The organism is Leptospira kanakyensis (assembly GCF_004769235.1).
Classification (GTDB): Bacteria; Spirochaetota; Leptospiria; order Leptospirales; family Leptospiraceae; genus Leptospira_A; species Leptospira_A kanakyensis.
In genome coordinates, this window is the sequence record NZ_RQFG01000019.1 from 592,907 (window position 1) to 611,855 (window position 18,949).

14 protein-coding genes are annotated in these 18,949 nt (G+C 39.3%); 10 read left to right on the forward strand and 4 right to left on the reverse strand.

From position 1 onward, the window contains the following. Positions 1 to 198 precede the first annotated feature (198 nt). Genes ispH through EHQ16_RS17220 form a run of 10 tightly spaced genes read left to right on the forward strand, consistent with a single transcriptional unit; the run spans position 199 to position 11,407 of the window. Positions 199 to 1,146, forward strand: coding sequence for a 4-hydroxy-3-methylbut-2-enyl diphosphate reductase (gene ispH / locus EHQ16_RS17175; RefSeq protein WP_135632964.1), 948 nt, complete (start codon positions 199 to 201; stop codon positions 1,144 to 1,146). Between the two features lies 1 nt (position 1,147). Then, complete coding sequence (locus tag EHQ16_RS17180) at positions 1,148 to 2,770, forward strand: sensor histidine kinase (RefSeq protein WP_135632405.1); 1,623 nt, start codon at positions 1,148 to 1,150, stop codon at positions 2,768 to 2,770. A 48-nt stretch (positions 2,771 to 2,818) separates the two neighbouring features. Then, a complete protein-coding gene (locus tag EHQ16_RS17185) occupies positions 2,819 to 4,126 on the forward strand; it encodes a response regulator (RefSeq protein ID WP_135632406.1) in 1,308 nt (435 codons plus the stop codon). Next, a complete protein-coding gene (locus EHQ16_RS17190; RefSeq protein ID WP_135600422.1) occupies positions 4,119 to 4,484 on the forward strand; it encodes a response regulator in 366 nt (121 codons plus the stop codon). The genes EHQ16_RS17185 and EHQ16_RS17190 overlap by 8 nt, the downstream gene beginning before the upstream one ends. 2 nt (positions 4,485 to 4,486) lie before the next feature. Beyond that, positions 4,487 to 4,858, forward strand: a complete 372-nt coding sequence (locus tag EHQ16_RS17195; protein WP_135632407.1) for an STAS domain-containing protein — start codon at positions 4,487 to 4,489, stop codon at positions 4,856 to 4,858. After that, positions 4,858 to 7,017: a chemotaxis protein CheA gene (locus EHQ16_RS17200; RefSeq protein WP_135632408.1), complete on the forward strand. Its 2,160-nt coding sequence runs from the start codon at positions 4,858 to 4,860 to the stop codon at positions 7,015 to 7,017. The genes EHQ16_RS17195 and EHQ16_RS17200 overlap by 1 nt, the downstream gene beginning before the upstream one ends. Positions 7,018 to 7,027: 10 nt before the next feature. Further along, entirely contained in the window at positions 7,028 to 9,370 is a 2,343-nt protein-coding gene (locus tag EHQ16_RS17205; protein WP_135632409.1) for a methyl-accepting chemotaxis protein, read from the forward strand. A gap of 15 nt (positions 9,371 to 9,385) precedes the next feature. Beyond that, the gene (locus EHQ16_RS17210; protein ID WP_135632410.1) at positions 9,386 to 9,862 is read left to right on the forward strand and encodes a chemotaxis protein CheW; all 477 of its coding nucleotides are present in this window, start codon (positions 9,386 to 9,388) and stop codon (positions 9,860 to 9,862) included. Continuing rightward, positions 9,862 to 10,350, forward strand: coding sequence for a chemotaxis protein CheD (locus EHQ16_RS17215; RefSeq protein ID WP_135632411.1), 489 nt, complete (start codon positions 9,862 to 9,864; stop codon positions 10,348 to 10,350). Before EHQ16_RS17210 ends, EHQ16_RS17215 begins: the two co-directional genes overlap by 1 nt. A gap of 4 nt (positions 10,351 to 10,354) precedes the next feature. Next, positions 10,355 to 11,407 carry a protein-glutamate methylesterase/protein-glutamine glutaminase gene (locus tag EHQ16_RS17220; protein WP_135632412.1) on the forward strand — a complete coding sequence of 351 codons (1,053 nt, stop codon included), beginning with the start codon at positions 10,355 to 10,357 and terminating at the stop codon, positions 11,405 to 11,407. Here the strand turns inward: EHQ16_RS17220 and EHQ16_RS17225 are convergent, their stop codons facing one another. From EHQ16_RS17225 to EHQ16_RS17240, 4 genes are read right to left on the reverse strand one after another with little or no spacing between them, the layout of a single operon-like run. Further along, on the reverse strand, positions 11,408 to 14,161 hold the full coding sequence (locus EHQ16_RS17225) for an ATP-binding protein (RefSeq protein ID WP_135632413.1): 2,754 nt from the start codon (positions 14,159 to 14,161) through the stop codon (positions 11,408 to 11,410). A gap of 5 nt (positions 14,162 to 14,166) precedes the next feature. After that, positions 14,167 to 15,813, reverse strand: coding sequence for an acyl-CoA carboxylase subunit beta (locus tag EHQ16_RS17230; protein ID WP_135632414.1), 1,647 nt, complete (start codon positions 15,811 to 15,813; stop codon positions 14,167 to 14,169). Positions 15,814 to 15,860: 47 nt separating this feature from the next. Next, positions 15,861 to 16,202 carry an STAS domain-containing protein gene (locus EHQ16_RS17235; RefSeq protein ID WP_135632415.1) on the reverse strand — a complete coding sequence of 114 codons (342 nt, stop codon included), beginning with the start codon at positions 16,200 to 16,202 and terminating at the stop codon, positions 15,861 to 15,863. Beyond that, positions 16,199 to 18,946 (reverse strand): SpoIIE family protein phosphatase, encoded by a 2,748-nt coding sequence (locus EHQ16_RS17240; RefSeq protein ID WP_135632416.1) that lies wholly within the window; start codon positions 18,944 to 18,946, stop codon positions 16,199 to 16,201. The genes EHQ16_RS17235 and EHQ16_RS17240 overlap by 4 nt, the downstream gene beginning before the upstream one ends. Between the last annotated feature and the right edge of the window lie 3 nt (positions 18,947 to 18,949).

Consider the following 18,949-nt stretch of genomic DNA (forward strand, 5'->3'; position numbering starts at 1 on the left):
TTCACCGAAAGCCCGAGAAATTGATGAATTTTCGAAGAGGCCATCCTTGGCCCTTTCAAGATAAGGATCGGTCATTCCGGTACGGAGGATAATAGGGAAAAAGAAATAAAATTTGAATAAAAATAGAACTTCCCCTTTTCGAAAATATGTCCTAGGAATTCTATGGAAATGGATTCAGAGAAAAGGCAGGCTTTTTACGTGTTAGAGACCATATATTTAGCGAACCCCCGAGGATTTTGTGCTGGTGTGAAGTATGCTATTTCCTATGTAGAGACAGCATTCCAAGAAAACCCAGATAACCCTCTTTATGTTCGAAAAGAAATCGTCCATAACCAAAGAGTTGTGGAAGAAATGAAAAAAAAAGGAATCCGCTTTATTAGCGAACTTTCGGAAGTCCCAGATGGAGCCACCGTCGTATTTTCTGCCCATGGTGTTTCCCCGGAAGTGGTAAAAGAAGCCACAGAAAGAAAAATGAAAATCGGTGATGCCACCTGCCCGCTAGTCACCAGAGTCCACAAAAAAGCCCGTAATATCAAAGACAGCCACCAAATCATCTATATTGGACACAGAGGTCATGACGAAGCCATCGGTACGATGGGGGAAGCGGAAATGTTTCTCGTGGAATCTCCAGAAGATGTAGAAAACCTCAAAGGTAGAATTTCAAAAGAGAAACCTCTCACATACCTCATGCAAACCACACTTTCCGTGGAAGATACAAAGAACGTAGTTAAAAAAATTGAAGAAGTTTTCCCCTATGTAGAACACCCACAAAAAGATGATATTTGTTATGCGACAACGGAACGACAAGAGGCTGTTAGGTCGATGTTGGAATCGGTGGATGCCATACTTGTCATTGGGGCAGAAAATTCTTCTAACTCCGTACGACTTTGCCAACTAGCTAAAAAAACAAGACCTGATAGCTTTCAAATTTCTCGCAAAGAAGACGTAAATCCAGAGCATATTAAAAATTCTGGAATCAAAACTCTCGGGATCACGGCAGGTGCTTCCAGCCCACAAGTTCTTGTAGATGAAATTGTAGGAGAGATTTTAAAACATTTTCCAAATGCCAAGGTATCTCTTTTTCCAGAAAGTAGAGAAGATACAATGAGTTTTAAACTTCCCAAGGAACTACTCAAACAATATTAAAATGCCTTTAGATGCTTGGTCACTACTAAAAGCTTCCCTGGAGGGAGATGAGTCGGGAACGAGCATTCTATCAATTGATAAAACGACAAAAAAATTTGAGTTTATTTTGCGAAATAAACTCTTTGATACTTTAGAATTCGGATTCGATTTAAACAGTTTTCTTACAAAAAAAATAGAAAATTCTGATTATTCAAGAGAACTGATTTATAAGACGGATGGAACCATCCTTGAATCTCATTTTGGAAAATTCACAGTTCCTGAAGAAAGTAAAAACAAAGAATACACAAAATTTTGTATCAAAGATATAACCGCTAAACAAAGACAAGAGGAAGATATTGCTTGGCGTTTAAGATTTGAAATTGGTGTTGCATCTTCCATTCAAATTTTGATCCAACAACCTTCCATTCGAGAAGGATTACCACACGCCCTCTACCAACTCCTATACTTCACAGAAATGGATTCTATTTTTTATCTTAAATATGAACCGATAGAATCACAAACTAGATTTCAAATTTGGGTGAACGAAAGAAAATCAACAAAATACCCACTACTCCCGAAGGAATGTCAAAATTCAGATTGGTATGAACTAGGACTCAGTCGTTGGGTTCATAAACTAAAAAAAGAAAAAACCATTCATTTAACAAAAGAAAGAGCTCTGGCAAGAGAAAAATGGTTCTTTGACCAAACACAAGCAGAAACCCTCCTTCTCATTCCTGTACTGTTTGAAAATCAATTCCTAGGTGTTATGGGTTTTTTAAAATACAAACCAAACACACCGATCAAACAAGAAAACCTTTTGATTTACCAAACAGTCAGTCGGTGGATGGGTTTATTTGTCCAAAGAGATTTAGATCTAACCGAAATCAATCGATACAAATCCACCTTAGAATCGTTAGTTTTGGAGCGAACGCTGGATCTCACCAAAACGAAAGAAGAATTGGAAAGAGCCTACCGCGCCAAAACAGAATTTTTAGCACATATGAGCCACGAACTCAGAACCCCATTAAATTCCATCATTGGGTTTTCTAAACTGATCCAAATTCCCGATTCAGACAAAACCGGAAAAGAATACCTAAACTACATTTACACTGGCGGGACAAGACTCTTAAATATGATCAATGAAATTTTGGGTCTGATGAAAATTGAATCGGGCCAAATCAAAATCCAATTAACAACCTTTAAACCAGAAGATCTATGTCGCCAAACTTTAGAATTAATCCAACCACAAGCTAACGCGAAAGGGATGGACATTCGTTTCAAACCCCCATCGCAGTCGAAAAACCTAACCTCAGATTCTGGTAAAATCCAACAAATCCTCCTAAACCTTCTATCCAATGCGATTAAATACTCTAATCAGGCTTACATCGAATTCGATTGTCATTGGGATTCTGACAACTTGACCATTTCTGTTCGTGATTTTGGGCCTGGAATCTCCGAAGAGGATCAAAATCGTATTTTCCATACCTTCACCCGGTTAAACGATGATGGGAACATAGAGGGAACAGGATTAGGTCTCTCCATTTCTCAGGGTCTAGCAGTCAGACTCGGAGGGCATATCGAACTTACCTCCCAAATAGGGCAAGGATCTAATTTTAAACTCAAGTTACCTGAATTAATAAAATAAAGGAATTGAACCCTGTAGAATTCTCCCGTAAGATTTCCGATAATCTATATGGTGGAATCGAACTTAAATCCAAACAATACCAAGTCCACTCGGGCAAAGGAATTCCAAAGACGTCCCAAGGAGCCAATCCTTATCATCGAGGATAAAAAAGAAAACCAAGTCCTCCTTGAGGCTATCTGCAAACGGATTGGAATGGAAACTGAAATCGCCGAGGATGGAAAAGTTGCTCTTGATCTGGCGTCAAAAAGATCATATAGCCTTTATTTGGTGGATTTGATGATGCCGGTGATGGATGGAAAAACATTCATCCTTGAGCGAAAAAAATTAGAACCTTCCGCAGTTTTTATCGTTCAAACAGCCATCGACCAAACGGAAGAAATCATCGAAATCATGAAACTCGGTGTGTATGATTACCTTTTAAAGCCACTTCATGTAGAAATTGTATCTGATCGTTTGGAAAAAGCATTAGAATACGTCTACTTAAAGCGAATGGAATCTGTTCTCATTGATGAAGAATCAAAAGAGTTAAAAAGTCAATTGGAATGGCTTAACTACAAAGAATCTCATAGAAAAACAAATGAAGTCAATTCAGAACTCTACTCTATCCTGAATCTAAAAACTACGTTAATGCAAGGATCTGGTCTGGGTGCTATGTCAACCATCATAGACTCTATCCAACAAATCAAAGTGGATCAAGGTAAAGATTATCTCATTAACAAAGAGTTCTGGGATTTGTTATATGAAAATCATGAACACAATATGGCAATGATGTCTGGACTTGACCTAGCTGTTGATATCATCCAAAACAACGCTAATTTAGTTAGAAGAAAAAGTGAAGAGTTACTTGGGATTTTACCTTCCCTTGTTGAATCGTTTAGAACTGAAATAGAAGAACGAGAAATTAAAGTCAATTTACCTGTAGTCAAACAATCTGTTTATTTGGATTTCGATATAGAATCAATGAAACTTGCCATTCACGAAATCATAACGAATGGACTGAAGTATTCCAAAAAAAAATCACATTTTGATGTATTTGTTACCTTTGTTGATGGGTATTTTTGTTTATCAGCCAAAAATAATATCATTGAAGATGAATATGCAAAACAACTTACAAATTCCGAAAAAAGACTAATTGAACCTTTTTATCGCATCCATCCGCCCGTCGAAAGTTTTTATTCTAAAGAAAAATTTAGTTTAGGCCTTGGGTTGACTATGGTTGATTTTATACTTCATAGGCACAATGGAATGTTTTTCATTCGTAATGCGATTGATCACACAACAGAAGTCAAAGCTGACTGCATCATTGCCGAAATATTTTTACCAATTCAAAACGAAAAGGAAACAAACCATGAATAGAAAAATTCTGATTATCGATGACTCTGCGGTATTCCGTAAAATCATCTCCGTCCATTTAAAAAACGCAGACTTCGATTTAATTGAAGCTGGTGATGGTATCGAGGGTTTGAAACAACTAGAAAGTAACGAAGTTGATTTGATTGTTTCGGACATGAATATGCCGAATATGGATGGTATTAGTTTTGTAAAAAAAGTCAAAGAAAATCCGAAATACAAATTTACACCGATCATTATGTTAACCACCGAATCCCAACCAGAAAAAAAACAACAAGGTATGGATGCAGGTGCCAAAGCATGGTTAACCAAACCCTTTTCACCTGAAGAGTTACTGGATACTATTTCTAAATTACTACCATAACCATGGAACCAGTTCAAACACTTAGAGAATCTAATTCAGGTTTTGAAATTATTTGGCAAGGGTATCTCACTGTACCTTTTGTCAAAGAATGGAAAAATCTGTCTGATGTTTGGACAAATACAAAGGGAAAAATCATCCATTTAGATTTACAAGGAATTGAAAGAATTGATTCAGCTGGAATCCAATTTTTAGTGTATCTAAAAGAACTAAGCCAAACCAAACACTACTCCATCCATTTAAAAAATCACTCTTTAGCTGTACTCAAAGTTTTGGATTTACTTGGACTTGTGAGTTTTTTTGGGGATCGTGTGAAGGTAAAAAAGGAACATTCAAACGAAGTCGAATTTAGATATGGAACGAGGAAAACAAGTTAATGGATTTAACAGAGGTTATAGATGCCTATTTAGTTGAATCCGAAGAATTTCTTCGTGATATGGAGGCAATTTTACTTCGCACAGAAGTTACAACTCCTTCGGATGAAGATTTAAATGCCATCTTTCGTGCGGTTCATACCATCAAAGGGACGGCTGGAATGTTTGGATTTGAATCCACCGTTAAGTTCACTCATGTTGTTGAAAATTTATTAGATGGTTTACGTTCCCACAACATTCCTTTCCAAACGGAACTGACAGAAATTTTACTAAATGCAAAAGACCATTTGTCCTATTTAGTTTTTGAAGAAACCAAAGGAAAAATTCCAGAAACAAAAATCAGTTTTGGCAATTCCATTTTAGAAAAGATGAAACCGTTTCTAAAAGAATCAAATGGAGAAGTGACAACTAAAACGGAAGGATCCGCCCCTCCCGCTGAATCGAAATTAACAAAACAAAAATCTAGTTTTGAGATCCCAGCCTATCTCATTTCCTTTCGACCCAATCGAAATGTATTTTCACAAGGACTTGATCCCATATCCTTTATTGGGTATTTAAAAAAATTGGGAACCATCCGTTCTTTAAAAACTGTGTCAGAAATCCCAAACAATCTGAACGAGTTTGATCCAGAAAATTGTTATTTGGGTTTCGAAATCCACTTTGTTTCTGATTCCGATTTAGAGAGTGTCAGGAAAGTATTTAACTTTATCGAAAACGATTCTTTTTTACACATCCTTCCTCCAGAAGCAGGACTCGAAGACTTATGTGATCTTTCCGGCCAACTTCCCGAGGAAGAAATACTTCTTGGTAATCTTTGGAAGGAAATTGGAATATTAACGGACGTTAGTTTGATTCAGTATTTAGAAGAACTAAAAACTCGTAAAACGGGAATTGTTTCTAATACAAACTTATCAACCACAACATCCTCCCCCGCACCAACTTCTGAATCCACCCATCCAAATTCAGGGATCCTCTCTCCAAAAGATTCAGGAAAATCTTCTACCATCAAAGTAGATTCAAAACGAATCGATAATTTAATCAATCGAGTCGGAGAACTGGTGGTGTCTTGCGCCAATATGAACCAACTCATTGGGAATATGGAAGATTCCAATTTACAAGAATCATCAATACTTGCGATGAGACTTCTGAATGAAGTGAGAGAAATTTCTCTCAAACTCCGAATGGTTCCGATTGGTGATAGTTTCCAAAAGTATACGAGAACTGTCAGAGATTTAGGAAAAGAACTTGGTAAAGACATTCGGCTCATCACAGAAGGGAACGAAACTGAACTGGATCGCAATATTGTTGATAAGTTAGGTGACCCTCTGACCCATTTAGTAAGAAATGCTTGTGATCATGGATTAGAAACACCTGAAGAAAGAGAAAAAAAAGGAAAACCAAAACAAGGCACAATCAAACTCAATGCCTTTCACGAAGCCGGGAGTGTTGTGATCGAAATCACTGACGATGGGAATGGAATCCAAAAAGAAAAGGTCTGGCAAAAGGGGATCGATAAAGGCCTAGTTTCTGGATCTATGCCTGATTCGGAGGAAGAAGTATTCCAACTCCTCTTTCACCCCGGACTTTCCACTGCTTCACAAATCACCAATGTTTCTGGCCGTGGTGTAGGCCTTGATGTTGTTTTACAAAACATCGAATCCTTACGTGGGAACATTACTGTAAAATCCACTCCAAACCAAGGCAGCCGATTTATCCTCAGATTACCATTAACACTCGCAATCATCGATGGATTTTTGGTAGAAGTTGGGAATAACCAATTCATCATACCGATGGATATGGTTCTCGAATGTTTACATTTTACGGATGAAAACAGAGCAGAAACAAACCAATTTTTTGCCCTTCGAGGCAGTTTGATTCCTTACCTCCGTTTAAGGGATTATTATCCGTCAGAATCTAATGATCAAAATTTACGGGAAAACATTGTGATTGTTCGGAACGGTGAAAAAAAAGCAGGAATTGTTGTCGAAAGACTTCTGGGAGAATACCAAACGGTCATCAAACCAATGGGATCTGTTTTTCGTCATGTAAAAGGTGTTAGTGGGTCTAGTATTTTAGGAAATGGGAATGTGGCCTTAATCATAGACATCCCTTCTCTTTTTGAAAGAACGATTACGTTAGAAAATGAAAGATTAAATCAATAATGAGGATGATATGAAAAATAATAAGATAAACAAGAAACTAATCGTTTTTTTCCTTACGGGATTACTATTTGCGATTTGGATATCCGTATATTCCTGGAGAACATTCTCGGGTTCTTTCCCTACAGAAGAAACAACCAATGCTCATTTACAAAAAATGGGAAAACTGGAATCTGCTTGGAACTTAAGCCAATCGATCCAAGCAGATCTTTTGGCCCTCCTCGGAGCACCAGACGTAGACAAAACCTTGGTAGCCAAGATAAAATATGATTTGGAAAAATTATCTTCTTCCTGGGAACAAATTTCCTCTTCCCCTGGTTCCAAAGAAGAATCGACCATTCTTGGAAACTTCCATTCAGAGAAAGAAGGATACATTAGTTCCGTAAAAAACTATCTCACTGATCCAGAAGACCAAACAAAAAAAGACCTTCTAAAATCCTCTTTACCTTCCTTATGGAAAGTTTATTCCAGTTCCATTTTTAAACTGAGTGCACAACTTACCAAGGATAGCATTTTAGACATTGCAGAAAGATCCAACTCTGAAAAAGGAAACCTCCTTCCCATTTATCTCTCAGGTGGACTTTTCTTTATCATCACGGCTTACCTACTTTTTACTTTGTTAAAACAAATTGAAAAACCAATGAAAGATGCAATCCAAATCAAAACAGCTTTGGACAGCGTTTCAACAAACGTGATGATTGCTGATTTAAATCTAAATGTGGTGTATATGAACAAAGCGATTCATTCCATGTTTGCCAAGTCAGAAAATGAAATCAAAACACAGCTCCGCAATTTTTCACTCAAAGATTTAATGGGAAGTAATATTGATGGATACCATAAAGATCCGAGCCACCAACGCCGTTTACTTGGAACATTCACAGCAGAACACAAAACTAGCATTACTATTGGAAGTCGTGAATTTAACTTAATTGCAAACCCGATCATAACAGCAACCGGGGAAAGGTTAGGAAGTGTTGTCGAATGGGCTGATGTTACAGAAGCCAATGCCAATTCTAGAGCCATTAACAGATCACAGGCAACGATTGAATTCAATATGGATGGAACCATTTTGACAGCCAATGAAAACTTTCTCAAAGTCATTGGTTACCCACTAGAAGAAGTCAAAGGCCAACACCATAGAATCTTTGTAGATACCCAAGAGGCAAACACAGAATCTTACCGCCAATTTTGGGCGGCCCTCGGTCGTGGAGAATTCCAAGCAGCTGAGTATAAACGTATTGGTAAAAATGGAAAAGAAGTCTGGTTGCAAGCAACGTATACTCCGATCATTGATGCCAACGGAAAACCATTTAAAGTCATCAAATATGCAACAGACATTACTGAACAAAAGAAAATCACACTCGAAACAGCACGTATTGTCGATGACCTAGTCATTGGACTTGCTGCTTTAGAAAACGGAGACCTCACCCAACTCATTACGAGTGATTATGATGGAGGTTTTGCTAAACTGAGAGATTCTTTTAACAATACTTCCAAAAAGTTAGTAGAAATCATCAATGATGTCAGGACAAATACAGACGCTCTCGTCAACGCAGCTGACGAAGTAGCATCGACTGCAAGCACTCTTTCCCAAGGAGCCAGTGAACAAGCAGCCTCCGTAGAAGAAACATCCGCTTCCTTAGAAGAGATGGGTGCATCCATTGACCAAAATGCAGAAAATGCAAAACAAACTGATACCATCGCAACTAAATCTGCCAAAGATGCAAAACAAGGTGGAGAAGCTGTAAAAAATACAGTTTCAGCAATGAAGGAAATTGCAGATAAAATTTCTATCATCGAAGACATTGCTTACCAAACCAACTTACTTGCGTTAAATGCCGCTATCGAAGCAGCAAGAGCAGGAGAACACGGGAAAGGATTTGCTGTGGTTGCCTCTGAAGTTAGAAAGTTGGCAGAACGTTCCCAAAAATCAGCAAATGAAATCGGAAGTTTGGCCGGTAGCTCTGTTCAAATTGCTGAATCAGCAGGTAAACTCATTGAAGAGATTGTTCCTGCCATCAATAAAACAGCGGATCTAGTTCAGGAAATCACTGCGGCGAGCCAAGAACAATCCTCAGGAGTCAACGAAGTCAATAAAGCAATGGGACAACTTGACCAAGTGTCTCAACAATCAGCCACAGCTTCAGAAGAATTGGCAGCCATTGCAGAAGAATTACAAGCCCAAGCAGAGAAACTTCTCTCTTCCATTAGTTTTTTCAAATTGGGAAAACAAAGTTCTTTTCCAGCGGCCTATGATTCTAAAATCGCAAAACAAAGAGCATCGGGAAAACAAAATACAACGAATCCTAGAAAGACGGATCCGACAGAAGAAACAAACAAGTTCCAAAAGTATTAAAGGAGGAGGACCCAAATGCAGGAACTCCAATACTTAACCTTTCTCCTATCCGAAGAACTTTTTGGCCTGGGAATTTTATACATCAAAGAGATCATCGAATTTGAGTCAGTGACTCATGTCCCGATGATGCCTGATTATATTCCAGGTGTGATCAATCTCAGAGGGAATGTAGTTCCCGTGATTGATCTAAACGCAAGGTTCTATAAAAAGAAAACGGAAACCAACCGTAAAACCTGTATCATCATCACAGAAGTGAAAATGGAAAATGAAATCATTGATGTTGGTCTCCTTGTGGATGCTGTGAATGAAGTGGTAGACATTACCCCAGAATCCATTGAAGAACCCCCAAGTTTTGGCTCAAAAATCCGCCTCGATTTCATCCAAGGACTGGGGAAATTAGAGAATAAATTTGTCATCATCTTAAAAGTGAACCAAATTCTAGAGCTTTCTGAGTTACAAGCCATTCAAGAATCTTCGTCCAATGTTATGTAATGGAATCACCAAAGGAAGTCATCGACCGGTATTTAAACCCTGGAGAAATTTTTTTCGGAGGTTCTGACTTTCGAGTAAGAACCCTACTTGGATCTTGTGTATCTATTATTTTATGGCACCCGAACCGGCATATCGGGGGAATGTGCCATTACCTTCTGCCAAGTCCAGCCGACATCCATTCAGCAAAAACTCATAAGTATGGAGTGGATGCATTTTCTTATTTTATATCAGAAATTAAAAAACATAAATCCTCACCGAAAGAATATTATGCAAAAATTTTTGGAGGATCCAATATGTTTTTACATGAAGAAAGAGAAATATTAAAAGATAGTTCAAGTTCTCAAGTTGGTACAAGGAATGCAGACTTCGCAAAAAAAATTCTGGAAGAAAATGAAATCAAAATCATTTCAGAGGATATAGGTGGAAACTTATCTAGAAAGGTATATTTCACAGTTTGGGACGGCGAAGTTTGGGTAGAGAAAAAATAATTCTATGAAAAAAATTAAGGTCTTTGTTGTTGATGACTCTGCTGTCGTAAGACAGGTATTAGCTGAAATATTCAAATCAGATTCTGCTTTCGAATTTTTAGGTAGTGCTTCCGATCCTATCTTTGCTTTGGATAAAATGAATAATGATTGGCCCGATGTCATTGTTTTGGATATCGAAATGCCAAGAATGGATGGATTGTCTTTCCTTAAAAAAATCATGTCAGAGAGACCTACTCCTGTTGTTATTTGTTCAACCTTAACCACAGAGGGATCTGATACTGCGATGATTGCTATGAGCCTTGGCGCTTGCGAAGTCATCACAAAACCAAAAATTGGATTAAAAGATTTTTTACATGAATCCACAATTGAACTAACTGATGCCGTTTTAGCTGCCGCTTCGGTTTCACTGAAGGCACTGCCGACCCAAGCTGATAGAAAAGAGTTTTCGATCAAAACCGATAAAAAACAAGATATCTCTCAACTACAAGCAACAGAAAAAATCGTGGCCATCGGGACTTCCACCGGTGGAACCATTGCACTGGAAGAAGTTCTCACGAAACTCCCCAGAGACAAAACTCCGGGTATCGTCATTGTCCAACATATGCCAGAAAAGTTTACAGAGACTTTTGCCAAACGATTGGATTCCATTTGTGATATTAGTGTGAAAGAAGCAAAAGATGGAGACCGTGTCGTCAGAGGACTTGCTCTCATAGCACCAGGGAACCGCCATATGACAGTTCGGCGGTCAGGTGCCCAGTATTATGTGGAAGTGACAGATGGCCCTCTAGTCAATAGACATAGGCCTTCTGTGGATGTACTTTTTCGCTCTGTTGCAAGACAAGCAGGTAAAAATTCCAAGGGAATCATTATGACGGGAATGGGTGATGATGGTGCTTCTGGTTTACATGAAATGAAAGAAGCTGGAGCGGATACCATAGCCCAAAATGAAGAAACTTCGGTTGTATTTGGTATGCCGAAAGAAGCAATCAAGAGAGGAGGTGTGAATCACATCCTCCCTCTTTCTGAAATTTACAAAACAATTGTGGGTTATGGTTAATTAACCAAGACCCAACTCTTTTGTTACCTTCACTTTTCTTGTTCGAATTTCTTCCGGAGATTCTTCCTTTAGAATTTCATCTGGTTTGATTTTAAAGATGGGTTGTGCTTTTGTCACAATCTTTCCGTCTGAATCCACCATTAAGTTTTTCACAATGGTTCCACTGACTGGAGCAAGGATTTTGTTAAACATCTTCATTACTTCAATGATAAAGAGAGGTTGTCCCGCTTGAAAATGATCCCCTTCACTTATGAGCATAGGAAGGTTTGGAGCTTCTTTTGAGTAGAACATTCCACCCATCGGAGCCACAATTTCATCCCCAGACATTTTTGGTGGAGGGTTCAGTGTTTTGATGAATGCATCCCTTGTGTCTTTGTTTTTGAATTCATCTGGCACTACTCCATCCAAATCTGCATTTACGTCCAAACCAAAGAAGTTGGATTTGATACCGATTTTTGGAAGTAACAACAAAGTTTCAAGACCAGCTTGGAACCCGTTATGGCTTGCCACCGAAGCATTCCAAAGATCATCAGAAAGTGACTTGGATGGGTTTTTACCTTTTGCCAGTGCATCTGATAAATCTTTCCAAGTACTAAGACCTGTTCGAGTAGATAATTCAGAATAGAAAGCTTTGGCTTCTAAAAGTAAGTTGGCATCATGATCCCAAATCTTTTCAGAACTTGCTTTTTCTTCTGTTGTATCTAAGTTCAAATAGTAGTACAAAGAATCCAAAAATTGGATTGGGTTTTCATTGAAAGCCACATTGTTCCCTGTTCGAGTCCAAAGTTTTCCATCAAAGAATCCGAGGAATCCACCGAGTAAGTGTGGGTTCGCAAGGAGTCTTTCTAAAGGACGAATGACAAGGGTCATCTTTTTGTTTAGGACTTTTTTCAAATCTGCATCAGCAGCTTTTGTTTTTTCCGTCCAAAGATACTCTAAATCTAAATCATTGATGATAGATTGTAAGGAACCAATTCCTGCCAAATACGAAATCATAAATGCCGTAGATGGTTTGAACATCGCATCCTTACCTAAAATCCACTGGATGAGACCATAGTGAACGAGTAAGTTGGTTTCAAGGTTTTGACCCCTAAGCTCTGTTTTGCGAAGGATGTTACCCAAAATCTCTAAGTTCTCAGTTCGGCTTGTTCCATAAGAAACAATCAGAGCCACGTTAGAATCATAAGCTCCGGCTAGGTTGTAATGAACAAAGGCACCCGTATCAGGGTTACGAGTACAAATCCCTTGGTCATCTCTGATTTCTTCCGGTAGCGTTTTAGACCAGTTTTGGATGATCCCACCTGCGTGTGGTTGGAGTGCACGGTTTGTCGCATTGATCCGAACTTCTGCACCGGATACGTTGCGAACAATTCGTTCCGGTTTTGGAACTCTTGGACCATGGATGGAAAGAACTGCCATTGCTTCCACAAGGGAATCAATGTAGAAAATATCATTCGGATCGTTCGGATTGGTGAACTTCATTTTGTACACCATCTCTGTGACACGGTGTTCCACCTGAATCCTTGTGTTTACTTCCATAAAGAAGAAACTATTTCCTTCAACAATACATTCAAAAGTAGAAACAGAATTCAAACGAATGGCCTTTCCAAACACTTCCGCTTGGTTTTCCATGTCTTTTAAAGTTTGAACATCTTTGTCGAGGATGGCTGCTTTTTTGGCATTTGAAGAACGAACGAGATCCGCTTCTTTTTGGAGTAACTCAACCGTTTGCGAAATTTCCAAAAGTTTTTGTTCATGCATCTGCAAAGAACAATCACGGCCCCCCAGAGACAAAGACCACTCTCCGTTACCAATGAGCTGGATTTCGTTATGGCGTGTGTTTTCAATGTTAAGTTCAATTAGGAAGTTTCTATTGGAACCAACAGCAGTAACTTTAGATTCCGCAAGGATTTCCATCACAGCAGCATCAATTTCAGATTTTTCACTGATGACACGTTGTCCCTTTCCACCACCACCACCGATGTATTTGAACCGGATTCGTTTGCCTGGATACTTTTTCCAAATATCTTCACAAAGGATGGAAGATTCTTTTTGTAAGTCAGGGATGGAAGTGATGTCTATGGTTTTTTCATAAGAAAGTTGGAGTAAGTCTTCCGCATTGTCTTCCAATGCTTTGGAATCATTAAAAGAAAAGTTTAAGTTATTTTCTTTTGCAACTTTAAGAAGTCCATCTTTGGAATTTCCCGTTTTACGAAGTAAAGCAAGAGCAGTGATATTGTCGACCCCAGGAGTTACCGATACATTGAGACTTCTTGCGAGTTTTTTTGCTTCGTCTTTGGCACCAGCACCTTTGGCTACATGGGAACTTGGTCCCATAAAAGTGATCCCTGCTTTTTCAATGGCTTCGATGAATTCAGCATCTTCTGCCATAAATCCGTAACCGGCAAAGATATGAGTGTATCCATTGTCTTTGGTGATTCCAATGATTTGGCGGATGCGTTGTTCTTTCTCTTCCTTACCCGCTCCCATATAATCAGGAACTCGGTGGATATTTTCTGGGAATCGAAAGTTACGAAGTTCCGGAGCAAGAGCCTTTGGATAAACGATGGAATCTTTTTCGGAAAGTAAAATTCCGTATTCCTTCACACCAATCGCATCGAAAACATCCATGGTTTCCTTACGAACAGGGCCACGGCAAACAATCAGACATTTGATCGATTCCACAGTAAAGGAACGAATCCATGCAGACTCGGACTCTTGGAATTGAATGCGTTTTAAATTCTTATCTAACATGGAAATTATTCAAACTCCCTTTGAGGGCCGGACATTTCTGCCGGTTTGTATTTGGACATGAGGAAACTCAAGTTTTTGGATAATACATTTCTTGTGTAACCTGGTAAAATGATGGAGGAAACAGAACCAAGAGAGAGTGCTTCTTTCGGATTCATCAGTTCTTTTTCGTATCGTTGACCGATTTCGAAAAGTTTGGCATCGCGAGTGGCGCTTGCTTCTTTTTCACTCATTCCTTTTTTCACATTGGCCAAAAACTCTTTTTGGATACTTGTGATTTCGTCTTTGTAAACATACTCTTTTCCTGCAGGACCCATTACAGCAATCCTTGCGGTAGGAAGTGCAAACACCATCGATGCTCCCGTAAAATAGGAGTTAAACGTAGCATAAGCTCCACCAAAGGCATTACGAATGATAAGAGTGAGTCTTGGAGTGCGAAGGTCAATGATAGAATCGAGGAGTTTTCTTCCTTCGAGAACAATCCCATTGTGTTCTTGGTCGCGTCCTGGTAAAAATCCAGTTGTATCTTCTACAAATACCATAGGGATATTGTATAAGTTACAGAATCTTACAAAACGAGTTCCTTTGCGAGATGCTCCAATATCAATCTGACCAGAAGATACAGCAGAGTTATTGGCAAGAAATCCCACCACATGACCACCGATACGACCAAAAGCCGTTACGATGTTTCTTGCTCTTTGTGGTTGTAATTCAAAGAACTCACCATGGTCACAGATTTGTTGTAAGTAAAGTGTGATGTCAAAAGGAGTGTTCATTCCTGTTGGGGAATTAAACGTTTTTCTAAAAAGAATGTCTTCTTCGTAAATGAACCTGTCTACCGGATCCGAAGTCGGATAAAACGGCGCAAAACTATGGTTATTATCTGGTAAATAATTCAGAAGACGGATGGCAGTTCTTAGAGAACCCAATTCATCGTTTGTCACAAGGTCGACTACCCCGGACTGTCCGTGAACTTTTGGCCCACCCAAATCCTCAGCAGAAATATCTTCCCCGAGAACAGACTTAACAACACCAGGTCCAGTGAGACCAAAGAAGGTTCCATCACATTGGATCATAAACGATCCCTGGCGAGGGAGGTAGGCTCCACCACCAGCATTGAAACCAAACATAAGCATAACGGAAGGAACCACACCACTGATTTTGCGAAGTGCGGTAAAGGCTTCCGAATAACCGTCTAGTCCACCCACTCCCGCAGGAACGTAAGCACCGGCAGAGTCGTTCATCCCGATAAGAGGGATTCCGTGAGTCCCGGCCATTTGGATGAGGCGAGCAAGTTTACTACCGTTGGTTGCATCCATGGAACCAGCACGAAGGGTAAAGTCGTGTCCATAAACCGCTACATCTCGGCCTTTGATATTTAAAATTCCAGTAACAATCGAAGCTCCATCTAAGTTGGGGCCCCAGTTTTGGTAGGTGATATTAGGTTCTTCATCAGTAAGGACTTTGATCCTCTCCCAAACCGTCATACGGTTTTTGGAGTGTTGGACACGGATACGATCTTCTCCGCCTCCAAGGATTGGTTTCTCTATGAGTTCCTTTCCTAGTTTGAGAGCATCATCATAAATTCCGGTTTGAGTTTCCGGAGCCTTAGTTTCTTTAAACGGGTTGTTTAGGGAATACTGCTTGGTTTCCATAAGTTTTTTTCCAATGTTTTGTTTAGGATCACTTAGAAAAGTGATTTTTACTGTAGGGCAGAGTCTAAATCAGGATAAATTGTAAATAGCTGCTGCATTCCAATGATATCGAATACTTTCTCTACTGCAGGTTGTAATCCACAGATAGAAATGCTTATTTTTTGCTCTTGGCAAAGGCGAAGTGTTGTGACGAGCAACCGAAGTCCTGCAGAAGAGATAAAGGGAACATCACTTAAATTAAAAATGACCGGTTTCCCCGCGGCACCAACGATGGCCATCAAATCCTTTTCGATTTTATGTGTATTGTGAACGTCCAAATTGCCTTGGACATATACAACCATCTTGTTACCAACTACTTCCGAATGGATTCCAATTTTGTCTTCGTTCATACGATTGTTTTCTCCAAATAGGTAATGTTTTGTTTCCCGTTGAAGTCATAGGACACTTTGTCCATTAGAGTCTCCATTAGATAAACGCCAAATCCACCCTTCCGTTCCCCCTTAACATTGGCTTCTACGGAAGGTTTAGGGACTTTTTTTCTGTCAAAGGGTTTCCCCTCATCGATGAGAACAACCTTGAGGTTGTCTCCAATCAGTTCGATCCTACATTCAAAACTAGGATGGTCTAGTTCGGTTCCTTTGTAACTGTGCATGACGATATTGGTCGCTGCTTCATCCAAAGATATCAGAATATCATCAAAGGCAAAGGGTTTTGTGATTTTGCCTTCTAAATGTTCAGAAATAAAATCGCGAAGTTTGGGAATTTCGTCGGGCATAGCCGGGAAAGTCCTGGAGATTTCAAAACTAGTCACTTCTGCAAATTTGAGAATCATCACAGTAAAGTCATCGTATTGTTCATCAGAGCGGGAGAACTCTCGGATATCATCATAAACCTCTTCCACGATTTTCTCTGAAGATTCGTTCCTTCGTTCAATGATAAAATTGATAAAACGATCGAGGCCATATTCCTCTTCTTCTGGATTTTTTTCTTCGATGGCTCCATCCGTATAAAAAACCAAAATGTCACCGGGTTCAATTTGTATTTCCCCACCTTGGTAGTTGGTTTGAGGGACAACACCTAATGGTGCCCCCTTACCTTTCAGAAGTTCAAAACTTCCATCTTTACGAATCCAAATTTGGTCGTTGTGACCCGCAGAGGCAAATTTCAAAGTTCGAGTCCGTCTTTGGTAATTGACTAGGAACAAGGTTACAAACATTCCCGACTGAGAATCTTCATAAATCAATTGGTTGGCACGAAACAAAAGTTCCGAAGGAGAAAGGTCTGTGGTTCGGGAAAGTGTACGAATGATCGAACTAGACATGGCCATAAAAATGGCGGCAGGTAAACTTTTTCCAGACACATCAGCCACTAAAAACGAATACTGATCGTCCCCAAAAGAATGGAAATCATAGAAGTCACCTGACACTTCTTTGGCGGCAACAGACATCACTCCCAAATCAAACAGTGGAGATTGTAAGAGAGAATTGGGTAAAATATTGTTTTGGATTTTTCTTGTAATTTCGATTTCTTTTTCGATCGATTTTTTAGTGATAATTTCTTGGTTTAATCGTAAGTTTTCGTAAGCCTTTGCGAGTGGTGACGAAAGGGTTTTTAGCATACGAAGGTCTGTTTCATTAAAAGAATGAGCCGATTGTTTTCCACTCACATAAAGTGCAGCACGTAAGTTCCCACCACGAGGAGCAATGGGAAGGATTAGAAAATTTTTCTTTAAGGTATAAAACTCTAATTCCAAAAAGGATTCTTCCAGTTGTGGGGAAACAACTGCCATCCGAGGATTTCCCGATTCCATAAGGCTTAGGAAAAGCCTACTTTCTGGCATTGGGAAAAAAGACTCTCTCACAATCCCGAGTTGCCTTGCATACACTTGAATTCGGTTTTTGTTTTTTTCCTCGATAATCACCATTCCGGCATCTTCGCATGACAATTCTTTGGTGAGGATACTCAAAGTTTTGGACATTAGACCCAGTTCGTCATGAGATTCTAGGACGGCTTGTCCTAAGTCAAATATGGATTCAAGTGTACTTAACTTTTGTTTGAGTTCTAAGTTGGTATCGTTTAAGTTTTCAAGAAGTCTCGTTTTTTGAATGGCAACGGCACAAGCACTGGAAAAAGACAAAAATGTATCAATATCATCCTGACTAAAATTATTTCGGTCAATGGTATTAATTGCTTCGATCACACCAATGACTTCGTCCCCTACAATTAAGGGACTTGCGAGAATATTTCGTGTAATGAAATTTGATGCCTTATCTACATCCCGAAAGACACGATTGTCATTTTGCGCATCGTTAATGATCATTGGCTGTTTGGTCACAGCCACGGTTCCCGCAATCCCTTGCCCCACGGGAACCTTGATTTTAGCCACTTCTTCGCGTTTTTCGCCCGTCACCGTGTGAAAGATAAGATATTCTTTTTTGTCATCTAACAAAAGTAAAGAGCTTGCTTCTGTTCGAAATACGGATTTTGCAGATTCCATGACCATCACAAGAACCTGTCCCAAGTCCACACTCGTGTTTATTAAAACTGCAACCCGAATGATCTCCTCTAAGAAGTATTGAAGGCGATTGTTATTGTTATGAATATTGGCGTTATCGATAAGAAGTAAAATGGAGGTAGTAAGAGAATTAAAAAATTGTGGTTCTGCTTCCGAAAGAACCGTATCTTTAAAGAGTGCATTGAGATTAGCACTAAAGTAATTGATTAGATCCAAATCCTGTTCAGAAAAATTTTGGAAGTGTTTGATCCCTTCTAAAACAAGAACTCCGAGAGACAAGTCCCCTATTTCATCGCCCACGTAACAAGCAATATATGATTCAGCAAGGGGGCCAAGGGATTCTTTTAAGTGAGAACCTTTTTTGATGAGGATACTTTTGCGAGTTTTAAAAACATGTTTGGCGATGGAACCAGCAGTGGATTTGTCATTCACCAAACCAAAACGACTTAAATTTCCTCTTTCGTTTCGGAAATAAAACGCTGCTGATTTTGCAGATACAAGTCGTTTTGCCTGACCCAGAATAAAATGATACAGGTCATCCAGTTCAGATGAAGAAGAGAGGTAAAATCCACCTTCTTCATTTTTTCGGATGATCGGCGGGAGCACGCTGGGTTTCAATGG

Coding starts and splice junctions, on each gene's coding strand:
- EHQ16_RS17180 (WP_135632405.1), top strand. CDS start 1,148: ATGCCTTTAGATGCTTGGTCACTACTAAAAGCTTCCCTGGAGGGAGAT.
- EHQ16_RS17185 (WP_135632406.1), top strand. CDS start 2,819: ATGGTGGAATCGAACTTAAATCCAAACAATACCAAGTCCACTCGGGCA.
- EHQ16_RS17190 (WP_135600422.1), top strand. CDS start 4,119: ATGAATAGAAAAATTCTGATTATCGATGACTCTGCGGTATTCCGTAAA.
- EHQ16_RS17195 (WP_135632407.1), top strand. CDS start 4,487: ATGGAACCAGTTCAAACACTTAGAGAATCTAATTCAGGTTTTGAAATT.
- EHQ16_RS17200 (WP_135632408.1), top strand. CDS start 4,858: ATGGATTTAACAGAGGTTATAGATGCCTATTTAGTTGAATCCGAAGAA.
- EHQ16_RS17205 (WP_135632409.1), top strand. CDS start 7,028: ATGAAAAATAATAAGATAAACAAGAAACTAATCGTTTTTTTCCTTACG.
- EHQ16_RS17210 (WP_135632410.1), top strand. CDS start 9,386: ATGCAGGAACTCCAATACTTAACCTTTCTCCTATCCGAAGAACTTTTT.
- EHQ16_RS17215 (WP_135632411.1), top strand. CDS start 9,862: ATGGAATCACCAAAGGAAGTCATCGACCGGTATTTAAACCCTGGAGAA.
- EHQ16_RS17220 (WP_135632412.1), top strand. CDS start 10,355: ATGAAAAAAATTAAGGTCTTTGTTGTTGATGACTCTGCTGTCGTAAGA.
- EHQ16_RS17225 (WP_135632413.1), bottom strand. CDS start 14,161: ATGTTAGATAAGAATTTAAAACGCATTCAATTCCAAGAGTCCGAGTCT.
- EHQ16_RS17230 (WP_135632414.1), bottom strand. CDS start 15,813: ATGGAAACCAAGCAGTATTCCCTAAACAACCCGTTTAAAGAAACTAAG.
- EHQ16_RS17235 (WP_135632415.1), bottom strand. CDS start 16,202: ATGAACGAAGACAAAATTGGAATCCATTCGGAAGTAGTTGGTAACAAG.